Annotated in this window: 24 protein-coding genes, 1 tRNA gene and 1 pseudogene; 13 read left to right on the top strand and 13 right to left on the bottom strand. The window is 39.0% G+C overall.

Annotated features, from left to right (window positions below; genetic code table 11):
• The 4 genes from DK858_RS18245 to DK858_RS04285 form a co-directional block, all read left to right on the top strand.
• Window positions 1-1,450: VENN motif pre-toxin domain-containing protein (locus DK858_RS18245; protein WP_228407166.1), on the top strand; the 1,450-nt coding region annotated here is incomplete at its 5' end.
• Window positions 1,447-1,944, top strand: coding sequence for an immunity 42 family protein (locus DK858_RS04295; RefSeq protein ID WP_109396356.1), 498 nt, complete (start codon window positions 1,447-1,449; stop codon window positions 1,942-1,944). The genes DK858_RS18245 and DK858_RS04295, both read left to right, overlap by 4 nt.
• Before the next feature lie 158 nt (window positions 1,945-2,102).
• Complete coding sequence (locus DK858_RS04290; RefSeq protein WP_109396355.1) at window positions 2,103-2,852, top strand: polymorphic toxin type 24 domain-containing protein; 750 nt, start codon at window positions 2,103-2,105, stop codon at window positions 2,850-2,852.
• Window positions 2,849-3,328 carry a hypothetical protein gene (locus tag DK858_RS04285; RefSeq protein ID WP_042844886.1) on the top strand — a complete coding sequence of 160 codons (480 nt, stop codon included), beginning with the start codon at window positions 2,849-2,851 and terminating at the stop codon, window positions 3,326-3,328. The genes DK858_RS04290 and DK858_RS04285 overlap by 4 nt, the downstream gene beginning before the upstream one ends.
• Window positions 3,329-3,705: 377 nt before the next feature.
• Here the strand turns inward: DK858_RS04285 and DK858_RS18435 are convergent.
• A pseudogene (locus tag DK858_RS18435) lies at window positions 3,706-3,789 on the bottom strand (helix-turn-helix domain-containing protein); the annotation flags it as partial.
• A gap of 440 nt (window positions 3,790-4,229) precedes the next feature.
• Between DK858_RS18435 and DK858_RS18025 the strand changes: the two are divergent.
• The 3 genes from DK858_RS18025 (at window position 4,230) to DK858_RS04265 (ending at window position 5,454) form a co-directional block, all read left to right on the top strand.
• On the top strand, window positions 4,230-4,454 hold the full coding sequence (locus tag DK858_RS18025; RefSeq protein ID WP_162556481.1) for a hypothetical protein: 225 nt from the start codon (window positions 4,230-4,232) through the stop codon (window positions 4,452-4,454).
• Window positions 4,455-4,690: 236 nt separating this feature from the next.
• Window positions 4,691-5,185, top strand: coding sequence for a hypothetical protein (locus DK858_RS04270; RefSeq protein ID WP_109396353.1), 495 nt, complete (start codon window positions 4,691-4,693; stop codon window positions 5,183-5,185).
• Window positions 5,186-5,232: 47 nt separating this feature from the next.
• Entirely contained in the window at window positions 5,233-5,454 is a 222-nt protein-coding gene (locus DK858_RS04265; protein ID WP_162556479.1) for a hypothetical protein, read from the top strand.
• Window positions 5,455-5,662: 208 nt separating this feature from the next.
• Here DK858_RS04265 and DK858_RS04260 read toward each other — a convergent pair.
• The 4 genes from DK858_RS04260 to mutY form a co-directional block, all read right to left on the bottom strand.
• Window positions 5,663-5,738 (bottom strand) — tRNA-Phe (locus DK858_RS04260).
• Between the two features lie 261 nt (window positions 5,739-5,999).
• Window positions 6,000-7,070 carry a membrane-bound lytic murein transglycosylase MltC gene (gene mltC, locus DK858_RS04255; RefSeq protein WP_109396357.1) on the bottom strand — a complete coding sequence of 357 codons (1,071 nt, stop codon included), beginning with the start codon at window positions 7,068-7,070 and terminating at the stop codon, window positions 6,000-6,002.
• A 63-nt stretch (window positions 7,071-7,133) separates the two neighbouring features.
• Window positions 7,134-7,406, bottom strand: a complete 273-nt coding sequence (locus DK858_RS04250) for an oxidative damage protection protein (RefSeq protein ID WP_006534840.1) — start codon at window positions 7,404-7,406, stop codon at window positions 7,134-7,136.
• A 29-nt stretch (window positions 7,407-7,435) separates the two neighbouring features.
• Window positions 7,436-8,476 carry an A/G-specific adenine glycosylase gene (gene mutY / locus DK858_RS04245; protein ID WP_109396351.1) on the bottom strand — a complete coding sequence of 347 codons (1,041 nt, stop codon included), beginning with the start codon at window positions 8,474-8,476 and terminating at the stop codon, window positions 7,436-7,438.
• A 216-nt stretch (window positions 8,477-8,692) separates the two neighbouring features.
• Between mutY and trmB the strand changes: the two genes are divergently transcribed.
• From trmB to DK858_RS04220, 5 genes are all read left to right on the top strand, one after another.
• Entirely contained in the window at window positions 8,693-9,412 is a 720-nt protein-coding gene (gene trmB / locus DK858_RS04240) for a tRNA (guanosine(46)-N7)-methyltransferase TrmB (protein WP_109396350.1), read from the top strand.
• Window positions 9,412-9,738 carry a YggL family protein gene (locus DK858_RS04235; protein WP_023581025.1) on the top strand — a complete coding sequence of 109 codons (327 nt, stop codon included), beginning with the start codon at window positions 9,412-9,414 and terminating at the stop codon, window positions 9,736-9,738. The genes trmB and DK858_RS04235 overlap by 1 nt, the downstream gene beginning before the upstream one ends.
• Before the next feature lie 74 nt (window positions 9,739-9,812).
• The gene (gene glsB, locus DK858_RS04230; RefSeq protein ID WP_109396349.1) at window positions 9,813-10,739 is read left to right on the top strand and encodes a glutaminase B; all 927 of its coding nucleotides are present in this window, start codon (window positions 9,813-9,815) and stop codon (window positions 10,737-10,739) included.
• Window positions 10,740-10,761: 22 nt separating this feature from the next.
• Window positions 10,762-11,499, top strand: coding sequence for a DUF2884 family protein (locus tag DK858_RS04225; protein WP_109396348.1), 738 nt, complete (start codon window positions 10,762-10,764; stop codon window positions 11,497-11,499).
• Between the two features lie 173 nt (window positions 11,500-11,672).
• Entirely contained in the window at window positions 11,673-12,623 is a 951-nt protein-coding gene (locus DK858_RS04220; RefSeq protein WP_109396347.1) for a siderophore ABC transporter substrate-binding protein, read from the top strand.
• 132 nt (window positions 12,624-12,755) lie between these two features.
• Here DK858_RS04220 and hemW read toward each other — a convergent pair whose 3' ends face one another.
• Genes hemW through DK858_RS04195 form a run of 5 tightly spaced genes read right to left on the bottom strand, consistent with a single transcriptional unit; the run spans window position 12,756 to window position 16,591 of the window.
• Window positions 12,756-13,886, bottom strand: coding sequence for a radical SAM family heme chaperone HemW (gene hemW / locus DK858_RS04215; protein WP_109396346.1), 1,131 nt, complete (start codon window positions 13,884-13,886; stop codon window positions 12,756-12,758).
• Complete coding sequence (locus DK858_RS04210) at window positions 13,879-14,472, bottom strand: XTP/dITP diphosphatase (RefSeq protein ID WP_109396345.1); 594 nt, start codon at window positions 14,470-14,472, stop codon at window positions 13,879-13,881. The genes hemW and DK858_RS04210 overlap by 8 nt, the downstream gene beginning before the upstream one ends.
• Window positions 14,473-14,483: 11 nt before the next feature.
• On the bottom strand, window positions 14,484-15,041 hold the full coding sequence (locus DK858_RS04205) for a YggT family protein (protein WP_069367057.1): 558 nt from the start codon (window positions 15,039-15,041) through the stop codon (window positions 14,484-14,486).
• 18 nt (window positions 15,042-15,059) lie between these two features.
• On the bottom strand, window positions 15,060-15,878 hold the full coding sequence (gene proC / locus DK858_RS04200) for a pyrroline-5-carboxylate reductase (protein WP_109396344.1): 819 nt from the start codon (window positions 15,876-15,878) through the stop codon (window positions 15,060-15,062).
• A gap of 14 nt (window positions 15,879-15,892) precedes the next feature.
• Entirely contained in the window at window positions 15,893-16,591 is a 699-nt protein-coding gene (locus tag DK858_RS04195) for a YggS family pyridoxal phosphate-dependent enzyme (protein WP_109396343.1), read from the bottom strand.
• Window positions 16,592-16,612: 21 nt separating this feature from the next.
• On the opposite strand from DK858_RS04195, the gene DK858_RS04190 reads away from it, so the two are divergent.
• On the top strand, window positions 16,613-17,617 hold the full coding sequence (locus tag DK858_RS04190; protein WP_109396342.1) for a type IV pilus twitching motility protein PilT: 1,005 nt from the start codon (window positions 16,613-16,615) through the stop codon (window positions 17,615-17,617).
• 50 nt (window positions 17,618-17,667) lie between these two features.
• Here the strand turns inward: DK858_RS04190 and ruvX are convergent, their stop codons facing one another.
• The 3 genes from ruvX to gshB all read right to left on the bottom strand — a co-directional run bounded on the left by ruvX (window position 17,668) and on the right by gshB (window position 19,749).
• Window positions 17,668-18,087 carry a Holliday junction resolvase RuvX gene (gene ruvX, locus DK858_RS04185; RefSeq protein WP_109396341.1) on the bottom strand — a complete coding sequence of 140 codons (420 nt, stop codon included), beginning with the start codon at window positions 18,085-18,087 and terminating at the stop codon, window positions 17,668-17,670.
• The gene (locus DK858_RS04180; protein WP_109396340.1) at window positions 18,087-18,650 is read right to left on the bottom strand and encodes a YqgE/AlgH family protein; all 564 of its coding nucleotides are present in this window, start codon (window positions 18,648-18,650) and stop codon (window positions 18,087-18,089) included. The genes ruvX and DK858_RS04180 overlap by 1 nt, the downstream gene beginning before the upstream one ends.
• Before the next feature lie 142 nt (window positions 18,651-18,792).
• A complete protein-coding gene (gene gshB / locus DK858_RS04175; RefSeq protein WP_023581014.1) occupies window positions 18,793-19,749 on the bottom strand; it encodes a glutathione synthase in 957 nt (318 codons plus the stop codon).
• Between the last annotated feature and the right edge of the window lie 8 nt (window positions 19,750-19,757).

Below are 19,757 nucleotides of genomic sequence, written 5' to 3'. Positions count from 1 at the left end.
GATAAAACAACAAGTGGGTGAAGAGAATAAAGCCGCGAATGCCATGGCGCATGCCGTATTAGGTGCCGTGGTTGCTGAGCTCAATAACCAATCTGCTGCTGCGGGTGGATTAGGAGCCGGCGGTGGTGAGCTGTCCGCTCAGTTTATCCTGAATACGCTCTTTGAGGGTAAAAAGGTTTCTGATTTAAGTGAGAAGGAGAAACAGCAAGTCAGTGCATTGAGCCAGTTGGCAGCAGGTTTAGCGGGTGGCCTTACTACGGGGGATATGGCGGGTGCAGTCACTGCCGCGCAGGCAGGGAAGAATGCGGTTGAGAATAATGCAGTAGCATTTGTTATGACCCCAGCAGGCCCTGTTCCTATGCCAATCATTTTTCCGGGTATAAATGATGCCGATGCAAACAAAGAAATGGCTTTAGCACTGGATAACGCATTAAAAAATATTGGTAAATCTATCAATGATTTTATCAATGGCGAAGGTGAAGTAAATATTGTTGAGGTAAAAGCGGCTTTATCACCGGAACAGCAAAAACAATTTGATATTCTCTGGGAAAAGAATGCACTTGCTATGAATGTATCTCAAGTTTCATTAGAAGCTATCAGTAAGCAGGGGGCATTTGGTTCGGCATTTGTCCATAGTTCAGTTGATGCGAAAGACCAGTACGGAAATACTGTCCGTATTATGGATAAAGGCGGTGCAGGAAATTATATTGCACAAGGAGATATGGTTGTTATTGATGGAGGGTATCTGATTGTATACTCTAAGGAAGGGAAATTCCTTAATGCCCTGAACCCAGATGGCAGTCGTAACGGGGTTGTTAGTGACTCTTATGAAGGACGTTATTTATCGGCAATTCCAGATATTAAGGTGCCTAATCATACGGGTGGGAATCAAATACCTGACCCTATCAGCAACACGCATATCACACCGACACCTAATCCGGATGAATTTGGGCCTAACCATACAGGAGATACAGAAAGAAAGGGAAATGTTACAATACCGACGGATACCGGTGGCAATCAGATACCTGAGTCTGTTGATAGTAAACACGTAACCCCCATTCTAGAACCACCTACAAAAGATGATCTTATTTATCTTGCAGAGGGGCGGGATAACCGCTTACCTATCCCTGAACCAATAATTTCAGGCAATGGATTAAGCATAAAATCTAATACGAAGCATACACCTGGAGGGGCTGGATATAAACCTGATGCGGGTATTGAACCTCGAAATTCATTAGAACTTTTTGAGCATTCTATACCAACAAAGGATCCTAAAACTAGATTGTCAATTGATTCTGATGGTAATATCCATAGATTTTTTAGTGAATCTAAAGATGGAAGTGGAGCATTTCACTGGAGTGGAAGTACCGGCGATACTAATAGCTCACTTGGACATAGAGAATTAAAGAAATTTAATAGTGAAATTAAAACGCTTAGAGGTGCCAAATGATTTTTGGTGATCCTTATGATTTTGCGGTTATTTATGAGAAAGTAGAAGAGTCTAACGATGGTTACTGGAAATTTGGTTTTTTTAATTTTGTTATCAAAGATGAACTATTTCCAGCCAAAGGCTCTAATTATACCCTTCATATGGCAATTAATTACTTAAAGGATAGTGTAGAAGAAATTGATAATTGCAGACCATTGGATGACCACTCAATAAACGAATGTGAATTATTTGGTTTAATAGCTCATTCTCATATAAAAATTTTGGATACAGATCCCGATGATTTTGAAATAATTCCGAGTCAACCTATTGGCGTTGACCTAAGTCCAGTAGAAATCTCAGATGTTGGGTTTTATCTTTTTTATTATATTGAGAATGGTGATTATGAGAGTTTAATTTTTAGTAAAGATTATGGAGTTACAATTAGTAAGGTGATGTTTCCCAAAGGGACAATAAAAAAAGTACTAAATAAATTACCTGACAAGGATTCTATTTAGGGAAGATACGAGTAAGTCGCTAAGTATGAAAGGAAATCTCAGCAATTTATTGTTGAGAATAACTCACTGAGTGATGTTATCAATGAACACCTCAACAGGTTGCTGAAGAGCGTGTTAATGCAGAGATTGAGCGCTATAAAAAGGAAAACTGTGCAAGAATGAGCGCAGGTGCCTGCTCAGCTAAAATGGCAGAAGATCGCGATAAATTCTTCAGAGAAGTCGCTTCTTTAGGTATTGATTTTGTGCCAGTGGTCGGTGATTTTAAAAGTTTTGCTGAAGCAGATGACTGGATTGATTACACATTAGCTGCTGCGGGCACATTGCCTTTTGCCAAGGTATTCACGAAGCCACTGAAAGAAGCTAAATTACTGTTAAAAGCCGGCGATCTTGAGGGGGCGAATAAGCTCATAAAAGATGCGAGTGATGCCATACCAACAAAATTGCCTTCAAGTCCTACATCGCAATCATCAAGTGGAGCATGGAAACCAGATCATGGTGTAGAGGTAAATACTGGGGCAGGTAAACAAAAAGACTTAGAAAGTAGTTCTCAGCCACCACAAAATACAGGTAGTAATCATCAACGACCACCTCGAAATGCGGCTAACCTTGCAGGTGGTCCATTAGAGAGAGCTCAACAAGTAAGTGGAAGATTCCAAATTGAGAATGGACCTAAAAACGGTATAGTCTATCGAGCGGATAACCAAGGGAATATTACAAGTTATGCGACCTATGATTCTAATGGTATGATTTTAAAGAGAGTTGATGTTACTGGAGCTGCTCACGGAGGCATAGCAACTCCCCATGTTATAGAATATGGGCGTAATGTATTACCTAATGGGCAAGTAAGAGTTCAATCTCCATCGACTAAAGCGTTGCCCAGACCAGTGCGTGAGGATGAAATACCATGAAAAAAATCACGTTAATTCCAGAACCACATGATTTAACTCGTTATGAATTATGGAAAAGTAATTGGAGTTCTCCGAGTGATATGACAGTCAATGACTATATTAGTGATTGCTGCCATCCAGAAGATATACTTTGTAGTGTAAAATTATTGATACCTGAGTTTATTGATATTGATGGTTGTATATTATTAAGTGATAGGTATGAAGAAAATAATTTTAATGAGTGGAAAGAACAATTTGGCACGGATAGAGATGCAATAGAAAAAATACTAAATCATGTGCACTTATATGACCTGTTCACTGGTAATTTAGACGGTACATCGGATTCGGTTTTTTTGCAGTTATGCAAAGTAATGCAGTGTTCTTGGGAAATGTCGCTCAAAAAAGCATTTCCAACAAAAGAATTTGTAGTTGAGCTTCATAGCTCAGAATCTGATTACGGACCATCTTTGACGTTCTATCAAAAAAATAGATTTTAGGTTCTATTTGTCTCTAAAACCTATAATAGCTAATGCATATCCACTGCTTCAGGCAACCGGATAATCAATAATCCGGTAAAAGCCTCATCACCAAAGGGCGCAAGACATAATGCTGATTGTGCGTGGTTGGGGAGTATCAACTGCGCATAATCCCCCTGCATTATGTTGAATTGCTGGAGGCTATTTAACCGTAGTGATAGCGTGATGACTTGTTGAATTAGATTATTACATAATAGTTGTAGTTACATGATAGTACTTCTAAAATAAAATACTAATAACCCTGTGTTCATCACACAGGGTTATTTTTTAGCTGTTTGGCGTTACAGTATTTTTAACTGTCAGACACTTTAACCGAGTATTTTACGGGGCTGATGTTTTTAAATCAGGGCATCCAGTATGGATGTGACAGATTTAAGTTCTTCTTCATCCATCTGTTTAATGGCTTCAAATCTTAGCTTCAGTTACTGAAGTGCGTATAGAGCGGATTATTCACGGCGCCAGAGATATCTCTGGGTTGTTTGCGGAGCCGGATAGTCTGTAGTTATCTTCGGTCGTGACAGGTCTCTTCAGTGATAGAGAGTCATCCTTCCAGCATTTTTATTCCCATCCTGCCAAAGATATCTCTCTGAATCCCTTCTCTTCATCTGCCTTATCCGGTTGTGATGGAGCTCAGGCTCTGCACAGCGGTCTGTTGGTACAGTTGAGCGTGGTTGATACAATAAAATAATGAAAAATGGATATACCGTCTGATTAACCTATTGCTGTGTCTGGTGATCTTCACCGAGCGGTAGCGTGCACGACGGAAAAAGGTACGTCGGGGCAAAAAGTTGACAGCATCAGGAAACACCAGTCAAAACCACTTATAAGTGCAGGAAAGCACAGGGAAAAACCGGATACAACAATGGACGTTGTGTCGGAAAGTGTTGTTGTTGAGAATAATCTTATGTCTGCCAAGCCAATCATTAAAGGTTTGGAAAAAGGCTATGAATCATGCATGAAAAATGCAACCTGCCGAAATGGGCTTATGCAATTAGGCGTAAACTTTGGTTTAACGGCAGCACAGATTCAGGAAGCCATGGATGCAGGGATTGCCACCAGAAATGGTGATACAGAAGCGATGAGGTAGCTGACGCCAGAGCAGGTAGCGGATTATCAAGGAGCGGGGACCAGCCCGGCTGATGTTTGGGACACAAACATGTAGGGATCGAACTTGAAAGTGTATTTAAAAATTTAACCCCAAAAAGAAGGGAAGCCTGAAAAATGGTCAGAAGCTTCTCAAAGTGGTGTAAAAGTAGAAGGTTACTATGGAAAACTAGATGGAACAGGAGCAACTGCTTGGCCGGTATATCAAGGTTCTAAAAAATGATTAATAAAAAAATATATTATTGTTGGTCTCCTGATGATAGTCGTTATTACCCTTCAGGCCGTGAGCCAAGTGAAAATATGAGATTTAAACCAAAGCAAGGATATGGCATTTGCGAGATAGCTTCATGGTTATCAGCAGACTTGCCTACCGGTTTGAAATCTGTAGATATTTGGATCAACAACCTAACTAACTTACCTTCTAGTAGGGCACCCGATGGTTTTTTTGGTATGGGTAATGCCCATTGGGTGATGGTGACAAAAAATATGGTATTCATCGCCTGTGAGTATGTGCAAGAACAGCGAGTTTTGTTAACCATTGATCAGTTACTTTATATTCTGGAGCAATATAAAACCTTTTTGGACGGTAATTATACTGATCCTGATTTTCCGCCTGAGCCAATTGATGTGGAGTACATCGCTGAAGGAGAAGAGGCTATGATAATCTATGCGGAGCTGGAAGGTTCTCATGGTTTGTTTTATTTAGAAGAATGAGTTGTGTTGAGAATAACTTCTTCAAGCCTCAAGATCTGCCAACATGTATGGCTGATTATGGGCAAGTTTCATCACTAGCGATCTCAAAGACTCAAAATGATGGCAGTATACAAGAAATCAATGCAGTCCTAACGAAAGCAGTAAAAGGAACACACTCAGAGGTGCAAGATCCAGCACTTGGAATATTGATAGCATGGGAGAATTTGACAGGTATTCCGCTTGATATATTTTTAACAGAGCAGGAAATGACACTTGAAAAAAACTGCTGAAATATTAGGTAGTACAGTTACAACAACGGAAGCGAAAGCTCTTCAATTTGTGGTTGCAAAGATGTAGTTACAAATAAAAAAAACAGCCTTGGTATGAACAAGACTGTTTAGTTTAAGAGTTTCAACATAAAGTGACAGTGCCAAACTATATTTTTCAACTCTTGTTTGCCCTCTCAGTGACTTAACTCACTGACGAACAAAAGAAATATGGTGCCCGAACTCGGAATCGAACCAAGGACACGGGGATTTTCAATCCCCTGCTCTACCGACTGAGCTATTCGGGCAACGGGGCGTATTAAACCCGATATCGCCTTGCTCGTCAACGTTATTTATCACAAAACTGTTTGATTGCTGTTTTTTTAAACTTATTGATTAATAAAACGCTATTTATCATGAAAAAAGAGCAAAAGTGGAGTTAAAAAGAATTAGTGGTATACATAACAAATGATGATAGGAATGCGATAAGACGAGTTATCGAATCGTAATTATAGAAAAGCTTCCCCAAATTTATTGGGGAAGCTTGGTTTTTTTAGATTAAATATTAACTAACGGTAGTTACGTTGAGCTGTACTAACCTTCTCAAGATAACGACGAGATTGGTCGGCAGGGTGCTTATTACGTAACGTTGTATACACCTGTGTTGGCTCCAAGTTATTAATTATGGCCGCTGCTTGTTTTTTATCGTTATGGAATATGCGTAACACACTACCCGCACCACCGTTGTAAGCCTGTATAACGGCGTAACGGCGCGAGACGGGATCTTTGATATCGCCAAGATAACTATTTTGCAGTATTGATATATAAGCCGTACCTGCATCGATATTATTAGCAGGATCAAATAAATAACTACGACTTGGTTGCCCTGATTTTCCTTGCATTCGGAATACATCTCGCCCTGCCGTTGCTGGCATGATCTGCATTAAGCCTAGAGCATCAGAACTACTCACTGCATAGGGGTTAAAACTCGATTCAATTTGCATAATTGCTAAGATTAGTGATGGTTCAACCCCATATTTAGCCGCCGCTTGTTGAACTAACGGTAAATATTTATGAGCACGTTGATCAAGGTGGTTAGGAACAAGATTAATGGTGACATACCAAATTGTATTTATACCAGATTGGCGTTTTTGTAATTTATTAGCAATCAGATAATCTGCATACTTATTGGCTCGCCATTCCCAGCGTATAGGTTGTCCCGTATTATCAAGAACCTGCCCAAATAAAAACGGTTCAGTGCTGTGGGGAATGTTATTAACATCAGAGTAGAGGTCAATAGAACCCGGATCTTCACCCATTAATAACGTTGTGACTATCGCCTTATGCAATTGGAATTGGGGGGCATCATCACCTAAAGTCTCTATCGTAATTGTACCTGCTTCAAAATTAATATGGCTACGTGTTTTATAAGCATTGGTGTATTTTACGTAATCTTTAGGACCCGCGATTAATACTTCCTTCATACCCCAAATCATTTCGATATTATTGGCAAATTGTCCCATAAGAATATCGAATGCATTGGTGTCCTTTGCGTAATCAGGCTCGAATGTTTTTGGTGGTTGGCTACTACATGAAATGAGTAGAGGGGCGATAATCAGCAAGAGAAGGATTTTTTTCATGGTCAATTGCATCGCTATGGTGAATAAAATACCAGAGCCTTAAAGACTCTGGAAAAGTGAATATTATTTTTCAGGTGGTGTGTAGCCATCAATATGAACATCATGGCCTTCGAATAAAAATCGCACCATTTCTTGTTCTAATAGTTTGCGATCATCAGGATTCATGGTGTTAAGTTTTTTTTCATTGATAAGCATGGTCTGTTTTGCCATCCATTGAGCCCATGCTTCTTTTGATATCTCATTAAAAATGCGCTTTCCAATTTCTCCTGGGTACAACTGAAAATCAAGTCCATCAGCTTCTTTGTTAAGGAAAGTACAAAAAATAGTTCTGCTCATAATAAATCCTCAATATCGCAGGTATTAGCTTAGGCTAATTGTCTAAGTAAATTCTCTACAGGTGCTGCTAACCCTACGTTTGCAGGAGCCTGTAAGTTATACCAAAGTCCTTTTTGCTCCTCCATCATAGAGGTAAACGCTGAGAGTTTTACGCAAATTGGCACAATATCTAAATGAAAGTGGCTAAAAGTATGCCTAAATGAAATCAGTTGTTCTGATTCATTATTATCGAGCCCATGCTCAGTTAACCACTGTTCTAAAAGCGCTTTTGTTTCAAATTGAGGAAAGGCAAATAACCCACCCCATATTCCTGCTGGCGGTCTTTTATCTAACCAAACTAGATTATCATATTGTAAAATAAGAAAATAAGTTATTTTTTCTGGGATAACTTTTTTAGGTTTTTTCCCAGGATAATCTGCCCAACTGTTTTGAGCATAAGCGATACATCCAGTATTTAATGGGCATAATTCACATTTAGGTTTGCTTCTTGTGCAAACCATTGCACCTAAATCCATCATTGCCTGATTAAAATACTCGACACCTTCAGTTGGTGTGACGTTTTCGCTAATCTTCCACAATTTTTTCTCAACTTCTTTTTTACCCGGCCAGCCTTCGACAGCATAACAGCGTGCTAAAACACGTTTCACATTACCATCAAGAATTGGGTAAGGTTTTTTCAGTGATAACGATAAAATAGCACCTGCGGTTGAACGTCCAACACCGGGTAAAGCACAAACGTCGTCAAAGGTATCAGGAAACTGTCCTTGATGTTTATCTACAATGTGTTGTGCTGCTTTATGTAAGTTTCTAGCTCTTGCGTAATAGCCAAGACCGGTCCAGAGATGAAGTACTTCATCAAGAGGGGCTTTAGCTAATGCACTGACATCAGGAAAACGTGCAATAAAACGCTCAAAATAAGGAATAACCGTCGCAACTTGAGTTTGTTGCAACATTACCTCAGATAACCATACGTGATAAGGCGTTTTTTCTTGCTGCCAAGGGAGCGTTTTACGCCCATATTTGTGATACCAATTAAGTACGACTTGCGAAAATTGCAGAGCTTCCATCATGTTTTATTTTATTAACTCATGTTCTGATTAAGGTAAGATTGCACCACAGAGAGAATAAACTGTAAACACTCTTAATATTTATCTTATAGAGTGATGCTTCTATAAACGACTCTTGCTAAACTTAGTGATCTTTGGATAATGTCGGTTAAGTTGCGCTATAGCGACATTATAACGATTTTAAGTAAATAACTGGCCTAACGACTGATAGTATTAGACATGATCAAGAATGTAATTTCTCCGGAATTCAATGAAGAAGGGCGTGCTTTACGACGCGTTCGTAGTTTTGTTCGTAGACAAGGCCGTTTAACGCCTCGTCAAGAGCAAGCATTAGAAACACAGTGGCCTGTCTTTGGTATTGAATATCAACCGGAACCCATCGACTTCAGTCAGGTTTTTGGACGCGAAGCGCCTGTAATTTTAGAAATTGGCTTCGGCATGGGCGCGTCGCTCGTGACTATGGCAAAAAATACACCAGAAAATGATTATTTCGGTATTGAAGTACATGCACCGGGAGTTGGTGCTTGTCTTGCAAATGCTGAAGAAGAGCAATTAAGTAATCTGAGAGTCATGTGTCACGATGCGATTGAAGTGCTCAATCATATGATCCCAGATAATAGTTTAAAAATGGTTCAGTTATTCTTTCCTGATCCATGGCACAAAGCGCGTCATAATAAACGCCGTATTGTTCAGGTGCCTTTTGCCGAATTAATTTTAAAAAAATTAACGTTAGACGGTGTTTTTCATATGGCGACAGATTGGGAACCATATGCAGAACATATGCTTGAAGTGATGACAAGTGTTGAAGGTTATCAGAATTTGTCAGAAACTCAGGATTATGTACCACGACCAGCAACACGTCCTGTGACTAAGTTTGAAAAACGCGGTCATCGTTTAGGGCATGGAGTTTGGGATCTTATGTTTAAGAGGGTAAAATAATGGCTAAACAACGTAGTCGCCGTTTACGCAAAAAAATGCGTATCGATGAATTTCAGGAATTAGGTTTCTCAGTAAAATGGACTTTCCCAGAAAATACCCCAATTGAGGAAGTCGATCGCTTTGTTGATGAGCTGATCCTCAAAGTTATTGAACCAAACGGGCTGGCATTTGATGCAAGTGGTTACCTGAGCTGGGAAGGCTTAATCTGCTTACAACAAATTGGTAAATGTACAGAAGAGCATCGCCAATTAGTCGAAAACTTCCTTAAAGAAAGCAAAATGCAAGATGTACAGACTTCTGAACTATTTGATGTTTGGTGGGATTGATAAAAAGTTATACATTTAGCAAATAATTACAAGGGCATCCAAAAGGATGCCCTTGTCTGTCTGGGGAAGGGATTGTGACTACAACGTTATCTAACGCATTACTGTCAGATATTTTGCAACAAATTCGCCCATTAATTGGGCAAGGAAAAGTCGCGGATTATATCCCCGCATTGGCTCAAGTACCTCCAGAACAGCTTGCTATGGCTGTTTATACTGTTGATGGTGAACTCTATCAATCAAGCATGGCAGATAAGCGTTTTTCGATCCAATCTATCTCTAAAGTACTTAGTTTAACGCTTGCTTTAACACGTTATGAAGAACATGAAATTTGGCAACGTGTAGGAAAAGAGCCATCAGGACTGCCTTTTAATTCCTTGATACAGCTAGAAATGGAAAAAGGGATCCCGCGCAATCCTTTTATTAATGCTGGTGCCATTGTTATCACTGATATGTTGCAGTCTCGATTAAGTGCGCCTAAGCAAAGAATGTTAGAAGTAATCCGTTTTCTTACGGATACTCCTGACATTTGTTATAACTCAGTGGTTGCAAAATCAGAAATGGAGCATCTTAGTCGAAATGCATCAATCGCTTATCTAATGAAATCTTTCGGTAATTTTGAGAATGATGTTATTACGGTGCTTGAAACTTATTTTCACTATTGTTCAATAGAAATGAGTTGTACCGAGTTAGTACGATGTTTTAGTTATTTAGCGAATCAAGGTATATGTGTGGGTAATAAAAATCAGATTATTACGCCAAGACAAACCCGCCAAATAAATGCATTAATGTTAACTTGTGGTATGTATGATGGAGCAGGTGAATTTGCATTTCGTATTGGCATTCCCGGAAAATCAGGCGTAGGCGGTGGCATTATTGCCGTTGTCCCTGATGCCTTTACAGTTGCTGTTTGGTCACCAGAGCTGGATAAATCAGGTAACTCATTAGCAGGCTGTGCAGCACTTGAATTATTAGCAAACAAGGTAGGGCGTTCAATTTTTTAGGGGTGTTTTCAGGAGAGTTGTTATGAATTTAAGAAATATTGCTGTCACACTATTTTTTGTTGCGAGTACAGCAAATGCATCACCAAGTTTTGATTGTGCTGTAATGCCAAAAGATGATTTACGCATAACCTCTGAATTTGTTGAAGTCGCTGGTTCAAATGGTTTAATGGTCATTTATCCTGACGGCACATTATTTCAAAATGAAAAAAGTGCTACATTGACACCACAACAACAAGAATTAGCCAAAAAATATCAAGCTACAGTAAGACGAGACGTACCTTGGTTAAGAACTGAAACAGGGGTAAAACTGCAAGACTCTCGCAAAGTACTTGATAAAGTAGTAATTGAAGCTTTTGGTAAAGAAAGCAACATTCTTAATAGATTAAGTAGATTAGAGAAAGATCTTAATCAGCAAATGGATAGAGTGATCAGCATAGAACCGAATAACATTACGTTTCATTCTCAAGCTATTAAAGAAGTTGAAGCCAAAGGCCGTGAAATTGTAGAAAGTAGCCTAGGTGGTATGTTGCAAGACAGCATTAATGAATTGGGGAAAAAGCAGCTATTAGCAGTCGCTGGTGGTGACAGTAAAAAAGCCTTAGGCGGGTTATTAGGAAGCTTAGATGGTTTCCAAAAGATTATAGATCAGGAGTGGAAGCAACAAGAAGCAGCATTTACTCAATTTGGTCAGCAAGCTTGTAGCAAAATAACTCAAATGGAAAATCAGCGAGTTGAATTAATTAATGCATTAAAGAAGTAGCTACTTTGTCTCTTTAATGATTGAGTTATTAACCGGATAGTTAATAAGCTTTATAAATGACGAGCTCACAATAATTGAAAATAATAATGAAAATCATTCTTGTTCAATTGACTTGTGAGGAGAGCTGTTTAGAATGCCCTGTTTGAGTATTTCACTTAAACAGGGCAAAATTAATGAAGAAGATCCTTCCTTTAGTTATCGCATCTATCCTTTCTGTAACGAGCTTCTCTGCGTTAAGCAAAACATCAATCGAATACCAACCTAACCAAGTTATTAGTCAGCAGAATGACAAGATGGTGATTAAACACCTGTTGGGTGAAACGTCGGTGAATAAGGGTCCTTCAAAAGTTGTTCTATTTGATTTTGGTCTTTATGATTCTTTAGTTCAGTTAGGTTTAGCCGATAAAGTGGTAGGATTGCCATTAGGTAATGCACCTACATATATTAAAGAAAGTATTGCAAGTAATGTTGCTAATGTCGGTGGTATGAAGTCGCCTGACTTAGAAAAATTAGCTGAGATTAAACCTGATTTAATTATTATTACTGGCCGTCAAGGTGCGTCTTATGAAGCGTTAGCAAAAATTGCACCTACGGTTAATTTAGGTACTAATAGTGCTAATTACCTCAATTCCGTTGAATCAAATATCAAGTTATTAGGTGAATTATTTGATAAACAGCAAGCGACTGAAGAGCAACTTGCTAAGTTAAATACTGTTATTGAGCAAGCTCAGAAAAAAGCAACGGCATCTGATAAAAAAGTTTTAGTGCTATTACATAATGCTGGCAATTTAATGCCTAATAATCAAAGTGTTGTTTATGATGTTGTTAAAGCAAAAAGAGCAGAATTACCGCCTATTGCTGAAGAAGAAAAAGGTAAGCGTCGTGTCGTGACACCTGAAATGATCGCAAAAGCTAATCCTGATGTTATTTTAATTGTTGATCGTAGCGAAGCTATTGGCGCAGATAAATTAGATAAAACAGCATTTGAAAATGAGATAATAAAGACAACTTCTGCCTATAAAAATGGCGGTATTGTTTATCTGCAAGCAGATCTTTGGTATCTCTCTGGTGGTGGATTAGACAGCTTAACTAAGCAGATTGAGGCAGTAGAAAGCGCACTTTAATTGATAGAACCTTAAGATTTTTATGATGTTTTAAGGTTTACAATAAAGGAAAATGCCCAACTGTGAATGAACTGGGGCAGTTCGAATAACAGTATGGGCATTTTTTAAGTTAGCTATTTGAAATCAGTAATATTAAAGAAATAACTCAAGTAATGAATTAAGGAACAATTTACCGTGTGGCGTTATTTGCCAGTGTGTTTCAGTCTCACGGATATAATCTAAAGCCAACGCTTCATCTATTTGATGGCGAATAGTTTCTTCGGTAAGCCCCGTATAATCGCTAAAATCTTGTCTTGGAAATGCTTCTAATAGACGAAAACGGTTCATAAAAAATTCAAATGGACGGTCATCATTATCAACAAAATTTTGCTGGTGGAGATAACGACCTTCCATAAAGCCTTTAGGGTGCTTGGTTTTTACTGTTCGCATTATGCGACCATCTTCAAAGCTTATTTTTCCATGAGCGCCACAACCAATACCTAGATAATCCCCAAAACGCCAATAGTTTAAATTGTGCTCACATTGAAAGCCTGGTTTACAATATGCTGATGTTTCATATTGTTGATAACCTGCAGCTGTCAGTAATTTATCGCCTTCTGAGAAAATATCCCATAGCATATCGTCATCAGGTAATTTTGGCGGGCGAGAGCCAAATTGTGTATTGGGTTCAATGGTTAATTGATACCAAGACAAATGCGGGGGGGATAACGCTATTGCTTGCTGTAAATCCGAAAGTGCTTGAGATAATGATTGGTCTGGTAATCCATGCATTAAATCTAAATTAAAGCTACGTAAACCTAATTCTTTGGCTAAACGAGCCGCATTTTTAGCTTCATCAGCATCATGAATACGCCCTAAGCGAATAAGTTTATCATTGCCAAAACTTTGTACACCAATAGAAATACGATTTATACCCGCGCGTTGGAATCCAGCAAAGCGTTCAGCTTCTACAGTTCCTGGATTTGCTTCCATCGTAATTTCTGCATTAGGGTTAACAGCAATGCGTGCTTTCACACCATAGAGTAAATCAGCCATTGACTCAGCGCTTAATAAGCTAGGTGTACCGCCACCAATAAATATTGTTTGGACTTCACGGGAGCCTATATGAATAAGATCGGCATCTAAGTCATTGAGTAAATGTTGCACATATTCCTGATGTGGTACTTCACCCTTTAAGGTGTGTGAATTGAAATCACAATAAGGGCATTTTTGTACACACCAAGGAATATGAATATACAAACTTAATGGAGGCAACTTAAGCATTCTTAAGGGCATCCAACATTAATTTAAGTGCTTTACCACGATGCGAATGCTGATTTTTTTGCTCTTTAGTTAATTGCGCAGCTGTGCAATTTAATTCAGGAACAAAGAAAATAGGATCATAGCCAAATCCTCCTTCGCCGTGCATTTCAGTGCTTAATACGCCGTGCCAAATACCGTGAAAAATCAGCGGAGTGGGGTCGTTCTCATGGCGCATATAAACCAATACACAGTTAAATTGTGCTTGGCGTTTTTCAGCAGGAACATCTTTCATTGCATTAAGCAATTTATCCAGATTTTGCTGATCGCTTGCATCAACACCCGCATAGCGTGCTGAGTAAATACCCGGGGCACCACCTAAAGCATCTACCGAAATACCAGAGTCATCAGCAATTGCTGGAAGGCCAGTTACTTTTGCTGCATGACGCGCTTTAATCAGTGCATTTTCAACAAAGGTTAAGCCAGTTTCTTCAACAGAATCAACCCCAAGTTCTGTTTGAGCAACAATATCTAAACCAAAATTAGAAAGCAAAGAGGCTAGCTCTTTGACCTTTCCCGGATTTCCTGTTGCGAGAACGACTTTTTGCATAAGTGTTATCCTTAATAAAGTGTTACGCTTAGTAGCCATTGTAAAACGTCTACACGCAGATAATTCAGGGCGTAAAGCACAAGAATAACAATCATTGCAGAGAAATCTAAACCGCCCATCGCTGGAATTACACGACGAATTGGTGCCATTAAAGGTTCTGTTAATTGAAATAAAAGGTGATCAATTGGATTGCGACCTTGGCTTACCCAGCTAAGGATTGCTCGGATAATGATCAACCAGAAAATTATCTTACCAGCTGCTGTGAGCAGTTCAATAAAGGCAAACGGGAACATTAAAGAGAAAGGAATAGATGTTCCTGATAAGTAAGATGGAATAATAATACCAAGTAGAATGAGTATATAGGCCAATAAGACTGAAGCGGTATCAATAGGGCCAATAGAAGGAATAACACTTCTTAATGGGCGAACAATTGGCTGTGTGATTTTGACGATAAATTGTGAAAAAGGATTATAAAAATCAGCTCTAACACATTGCATCCAAACACGTAATAGTAGGACAGATGTGTAGAGTTGAAGAAGAGTCAGAATGACGAAATTTAAAAAATTCATTAGTTGGCCCTGATGAAATTAAAATTGTTTTTCCATTTCTTGCGCACGTTTAATCGCAGCTTGCATGGCAGAAGCGACGTTTTCAGGTAATTTACCTTCATAAAACTGCATAAGTGCAGCTGCAGTCGTTCCACCTTTTGATGTTACTTGCTCGCGTAAAGTTGAGAAAGGCAACATATGCTGTTTTTCAGCTAAGGCGGTAGAACCACTGGCTGCTTGTTGCACAATAGCTCTAGCGACTTCAGGTGAAAAGCCTAAACGTTCAGCTTCTTGCTGCATTGATTCCATAAACAAGAAGAAATAAGCGGGTGCACTACCCGCAACGGCGATAATATCATTGATGGCAGATTCTTGCTCTACCCAAACAGTTGTTCCGACACTTTTCATTAATTCATCAGCAAACTGTTTATCTTGAGATGACAGCGAATTATGCGCAAACATACCACTTAAGCCTTTACCTACCAGTGCTGGGGTATTTGGCATAATGCGAACAAGCTGTAATTGAGTCGCAAAGTAGTCGTTATAACGTGTGGCAGGAATGCCAGCGGCGATAGTAAGGACTAATTTTTTACTCATGGCGATATTTTGTAAAGGCTTACACACTTCTTCCATCATTTGTGGTTTTACTGCCAGTACAATAACATCTGCTTTTTGAACGGCATCAATATTGTCATTAGTGCTATAAATACCAAACTCTTTCTCTAAAGGTTCACGGCGAACGGCAGAAGGTGAGCTGACGGTTATCTTATGTGCTGGATATCCACCTTGAACTAATCCTGCAATAATGGCCTGAGCCATATTTCCAGCGCCAATAAAAGCGATGTTACGATGTTCCATATAAACCTCTATTTTTATTTAGTCGTGTAATCTCTTGCGCCAAAAATTGCTGTACCAATACGAACGAGGGTTGAACCACAAGCAATAGCTGCCTCCATATCACTTGTCATTCCCATAGATAACGTATCTATATCGGGATATTGAGATTGTAATTGTTTAAATGCAAGATGCATTTTTTCTAACACTTCAACTTGTTTTTCATACTTGCTTTCAGGTGCTGGAATAGCCATTAATCCGCGTAATTTAATACCTGAAAGAATAGAGATTTGTGCTGCTAACCCATCAAGCTCAGTTAGATTAATACCTGATTTACTGTTTTCATCACTGATATTGATTTGAATAAGTACATTTAATGGTGGCAATGAGTCAGGACGTTGGTCGCTTAATCTTTGAGCGATCTTTAACCTATCAATGGTATGACACCAATCGAAATTTTCGGCAACAAGGCGCGTTTTATTGGACTGTAAAGGGCCGATAAAGTGCCAAACTAAGACAGGGTTATCAGCAAAATAATGGATTTTATCAACACCTTCTTGGACATAGTTTTCACCAAATTCAGTTTGTCCACAGGCTATTGCTTTTTCGATGTCACTCACAGGTTTTGTTTTACTCACTGCAAGTAGTGTTATGTCTTCTGAAGAACGACCGCATTTCTGCGCTGCTATGTCAATGTGAGACCTGACATTGACGAGATTCTGTTTAATAGTATTCATGGCAACTCAGGAGATAATAAGATGAAAATGGAAAATTTAATTGCATATAGTGTAAAGCATAATGCGTCGGATCTGCACCTTTGTTGTGGTGATGTACCTCGATTGCGGATCAATGGAATACTTTATCAACAAAATCAATGTAAACCTATCACTTCGGATAGTTTACTAACGTGGCTTAGACCTTTTTTGAGTGATGTTCAAAAGCAAACTTTTGAGCATGAAGGGCAGGTTGATACGGCACTTACACTCTCTTGTGGACAACGACTGCGCGTTAATTTATTTCGCCAACAAAAAGGTGTTTCCGCAGTATTAAGAATAATTGAAACACAAATTCCTTCTTTAGATAAACTTCGAGTACCTAAATCAGTTTCAACATTATTAGATAGCTATTCTCATGGACTTATTTTAGTGACTGGTGCTACAGGAAGTGGAAAATCATCGACATTAGCGGCAATGCTCAATCATTTAAACCAATATCAACGTCAGCATATTTTGACATTAGAAGATCCTATTGAATTTATACATAGCAATAAGCAAAGCATTGTACAGCAAAGGGAAATAGGACGAGATGTTCAACATATTGAAAGTGCAATAAAGAGTGCTTTACGCCAAGATCCGGATGTCATTATGTTAGGTGAATTAAGAGATGCACAAAGTATTAAGTTGGCATTAACAGCAGCAGAAACAGGACATTTGGTGTTAGCAACATTGCATACTCAAGGAGCAGTACAAACGCTTGAGCGCGTAACTAATGTATTTACAGGTAATGAGCGACAATGGATTTCATCACAATTAGCGTGCAGCTTAAGAGCGATAATTTCACAAGAGTTAGTCTCTTCAACTGAAGGCGGGCGAGTGGCGTTATTTGAAATAATGCAGGTTACACAGGGTATTTCGCATCTTATAAGAGAAGGGAAATATCACCAAGTGACAACATTAATGCAAACGGGTAGCGAATACGGAATGCAAACCTTCATGTTAAGTCGGCAACAACGCCAACATGAAGGTTTAATTCAAGCTGAGTGATAAAGTAGAAGTAAAAATAGGTGGATATCACACGAGGTGGAACTTATTTTTTAGCATTGTTGTTCAAACCAGCTTTCAAGAATAATAACGGCAGATGCTGCATCTACACTGCCTTTATCTAAGGAACGGTACCCACCACGTTCAAAAAGATGAGCGCGAGCTTCTACGGTGCTAAGGCGTTCATCATGTAACGCAATTTGTACACCAAATCGACCGTGAAGGCGATTAGCAAACTTTTTCGCTTGAGTTGTGACTAACTGTTCGGTGCCATCCATATTAAGAGGTAAGCCGACAACGACTAAGTCAGGTTGCCACTCTTTTATTATTTTTTCGATTTGAGCCCAATCAGGAATACCATCTTTTGCTTTAAATGAAGCTAAAGGTCTTGCTGTTCCTGTAATTTCTTGACCGATAGCGACGCCAATACTTTTAGTGCCGAAATCAAATCCCATTACCGTTTTGTTTGACATTATGCGTGGCCCGCTATTTGTGAAATGGTGTGGATATTAATCCCAATTAATTCAGCGGCTTTATGCCAACGTTCAGCAATAGGAGTATCAAAAATAATTTGAGGTGAGGCTTCAACGGTTAGCCAGCTATTTTCTAAAATTTCTTTCTCTAATTGGCCTTGTTCCCAACTAGAATAACCTAGAGAGACTAATGTTTTTTCTGGTTGTCTTGTTGTACCTAAGGTTTCTAAGACATCTTTAGACGTTGTGATCATCGTGCTATCACTAATTTTGATGCTAGAACTAAAACCTGAAACCGGAGTATGCAAGATAAAACCATGCTCTTCTGCAACTGGCCCACCTGACATCACGGGTTTTTGTAAGCTAATCGTTTCATCTCTGTCAGTTGAAAAAATTTCCAGTTGATCTAATACCCCTTCCACAGAGATGTCTTCGATAGGTTTATTAATAATTAAGCCCATCGCACCGTTTTCATTATGTTCGCAAACATAGACGACCGAGCGTTCAAATAACGGATCGCTTAATGAAGGCATAGCAATAAGAAAATGGTTAAGTAAGTTCATAATAGTAGTACTGTTCCCTGATCATTTTTATTAAAAAACCTAGCCCTTTTATACATTGTATTTCTTAATGTATACCGCTTATTGATTAATATGTGGGGGCTAGGTTCATACTTTTAAACCTTTTAATCTCAGTGTCTAAAAGTTAGTTTTTCTTGTTTAAGCGTACTTCAATTGCATCCATTAACATGCCTGTAATAGAAACATCAGGATAAGCCGCTTCAATTTCACGCGCACATGTTGGACTTGTAACGTTAATCTCAGTCAATCGATCGCCAATAACATCTAATCCGACAAAAATAAGACCTTTTTGTTTAAGAATAGGTGCAACTTGACGGGCTATTGCCCAATCACTTTCTGTTAATGGACGTGCTTCTCCACGACCACCAGCTGCTAAGTTGCCTCTCGTTTCACCTTTTGCAGGAATTCGAGCTAAGCAATAAGGCACTGGTTCGCCATCAACAACAAGAATACGTTTGTCACCGTTAACAATTTCAGGTAGAAAATTTTGTGCCATACAGAAACGATGACCATGTTCTGTCAATGTTTCAATAATAACACCTACGTTTGGATCATCTTTTTTCAAGCGGAAAATTGATGCTCCACCCATACCATCTAGTGGTTTGAAAATAACATCACCGTGTTTTTCATGGAAAGCACGTAAATGCTTAGCTTCACGAGTGACTAATGTGTCTGGTGTTAATGTTGGGAACCATGCAGTAAAGAGTTTTTCATTACAGTCACGTAAACTTTGTGGCTTATTAACGATTAATGTTCCCATATCTTCAGCGCGTTCTAAAATATAGGTTGCGTAGATAAATTCGGTATCAAAAGGCGGATCTTTACGCATTAAGATGGTATCTAGTTCACCTAGTGCAATATCCTGCTCTTGGCCAAACTCAAACCATTTTTCTGGGTTTTCTTCTACGCTGAGTAAACGAGTGTGAGCGCGTGCTTCACCTTGGTGCAGGTAAAGATCGTTCATCTCCATATAATGAATTTCCCAGCCACGACGTTGAGCTTCTAATAGCATGGCAAAGCTGGTGTCTTTTTTGATTTTGATGGATGAAATAGGATCCATCACAATACCTAATTTAATCATTACTTCTC

The sequence above is a fragment of the Proteus faecis genome (assembly GCF_003144395.1).
Taxonomy (GTDB): Bacteria; Pseudomonadota; Gammaproteobacteria; order Enterobacterales; family Enterobacteriaceae; genus Proteus; species Proteus faecis.
The sequence above is the reverse complement of the archived record's forward strand: the minus strand, read 5'-3'. Positions and strand labels throughout refer to the sequence as shown.

Excerpts from the sequence above, each read along its gene's own strand:
- DK858_RS04290 (WP_109396355.1), top strand. The coding sequence starts at position 2,103 with ATGAGCGCAGGTGCCTGCTCAGCTAAAATGGCAGAAGATCGCGATAAA.
- DK858_RS04295 (WP_109396356.1), top strand. The coding sequence starts at position 1,447 with ATGATTTTTGGTGATCCTTATGATTTTGCGGTTATTTATGAGAAAGTA.
- hemW (WP_109396346.1), bottom strand. The coding sequence starts at position 13,886 with ATGCTTAAGTTGCCTCCATTAAGTTTGTATATTCATATTCCTTGGTGT.
- DK858_RS04180 (WP_109396340.1), bottom strand. The coding sequence starts at position 18,650 with ATGAACTTACTTAACCATTTTCTTATTGCTATGCCTTCATTAAGCGAT.
- DK858_RS04195 (WP_109396343.1), bottom strand. The coding sequence starts at position 16,591 with ATGAATACTATTAAACAGAATCTCGTCAATGTCAGGTCTCACATTGAC.
- DK858_RS04210 (WP_109396345.1), bottom strand. The coding sequence starts at position 14,472 with ATGCAAAAAGTCGTTCTCGCAACAGGAAATCCGGGAAAGGTCAAAGAG.
- DK858_RS04285 (WP_042844886.1), top strand. The coding sequence starts at position 2,849 with ATGAAAAAAATCACGTTAATTCCAGAACCACATGATTTAACTCGTTAT.
- ruvX (WP_109396341.1), bottom strand. The coding sequence starts at position 18,087 with ATGTCAAACAAAACGGTAATGGGATTTGATTTCGGCACTAAAAGTATT.
- gshB (WP_023581014.1), bottom strand. The coding sequence starts at position 19,749 with ATGATTAAATTAGGTATTGTGATGGATCCTATTTCATCCATCAAAATC.
- DK858_RS04265 (WP_162556479.1), top strand. The coding sequence starts at position 5,233 with ATGGCTGATTATGGGCAAGTTTCATCACTAGCGATCTCAAAGACTCAA.
- mltC (WP_109396357.1), bottom strand. The coding sequence starts at position 7,070 with ATGAAAAAAATCCTTCTCTTGCTGATTATCGCCCCTCTACTCATTTCA.
- DK858_RS04205 (WP_069367057.1), bottom strand. The coding sequence starts at position 15,041 with ATGAATTTTTTAAATTTCGTCATTCTGACTCTTCTTCAACTCTACACA.
- DK858_RS04220 (WP_109396347.1), top strand. The coding sequence starts at position 11,673 with ATGAAGAAGATCCTTCCTTTAGTTATCGCATCTATCCTTTCTGTAACG.
- DK858_RS04250 (WP_006534840.1), bottom strand. The coding sequence starts at position 7,406 with ATGAGCAGAACTATTTTTTGTACTTTCCTTAACAAAGAAGCTGATGGA.
- DK858_RS04235 (WP_023581025.1), top strand. The coding sequence starts at position 9,412 with ATGGCTAAACAACGTAGTCGCCGTTTACGCAAAAAAATGCGTATCGAT.
- proC (WP_109396344.1), bottom strand. The coding sequence starts at position 15,878 with ATGGAACATCGTAACATCGCTTTTATTGGCGCTGGAAATATGGCTCAG.
- DK858_RS04270 (WP_109396353.1), top strand. The coding sequence starts at position 4,691 with ATGATTAATAAAAAAATATATTATTGTTGGTCTCCTGATGATAGTCGT.
- trmB (WP_109396350.1), top strand. The coding sequence starts at position 8,693 with ATGATCAAGAATGTAATTTCTCCGGAATTCAATGAAGAAGGGCGTGCT.
- DK858_RS04225 (WP_109396348.1), top strand. The coding sequence starts at position 10,762 with ATGAATTTAAGAAATATTGCTGTCACACTATTTTTTGTTGCGAGTACA.
- DK858_RS04190 (WP_109396342.1), top strand. The coding sequence starts at position 16,613 with ATGAAAATGGAAAATTTAATTGCATATAGTGTAAAGCATAATGCGTCG.
- DK858_RS18025 (WP_162556481.1), top strand. The coding sequence starts at position 4,230 with ATGGACGTTGTGTCGGAAAGTGTTGTTGTTGAGAATAATCTTATGTCT.
- mutY (WP_109396351.1), bottom strand. The coding sequence starts at position 8,476 with ATGATGGAAGCTCTGCAATTTTCGCAAGTCGTACTTAATTGGTATCAC.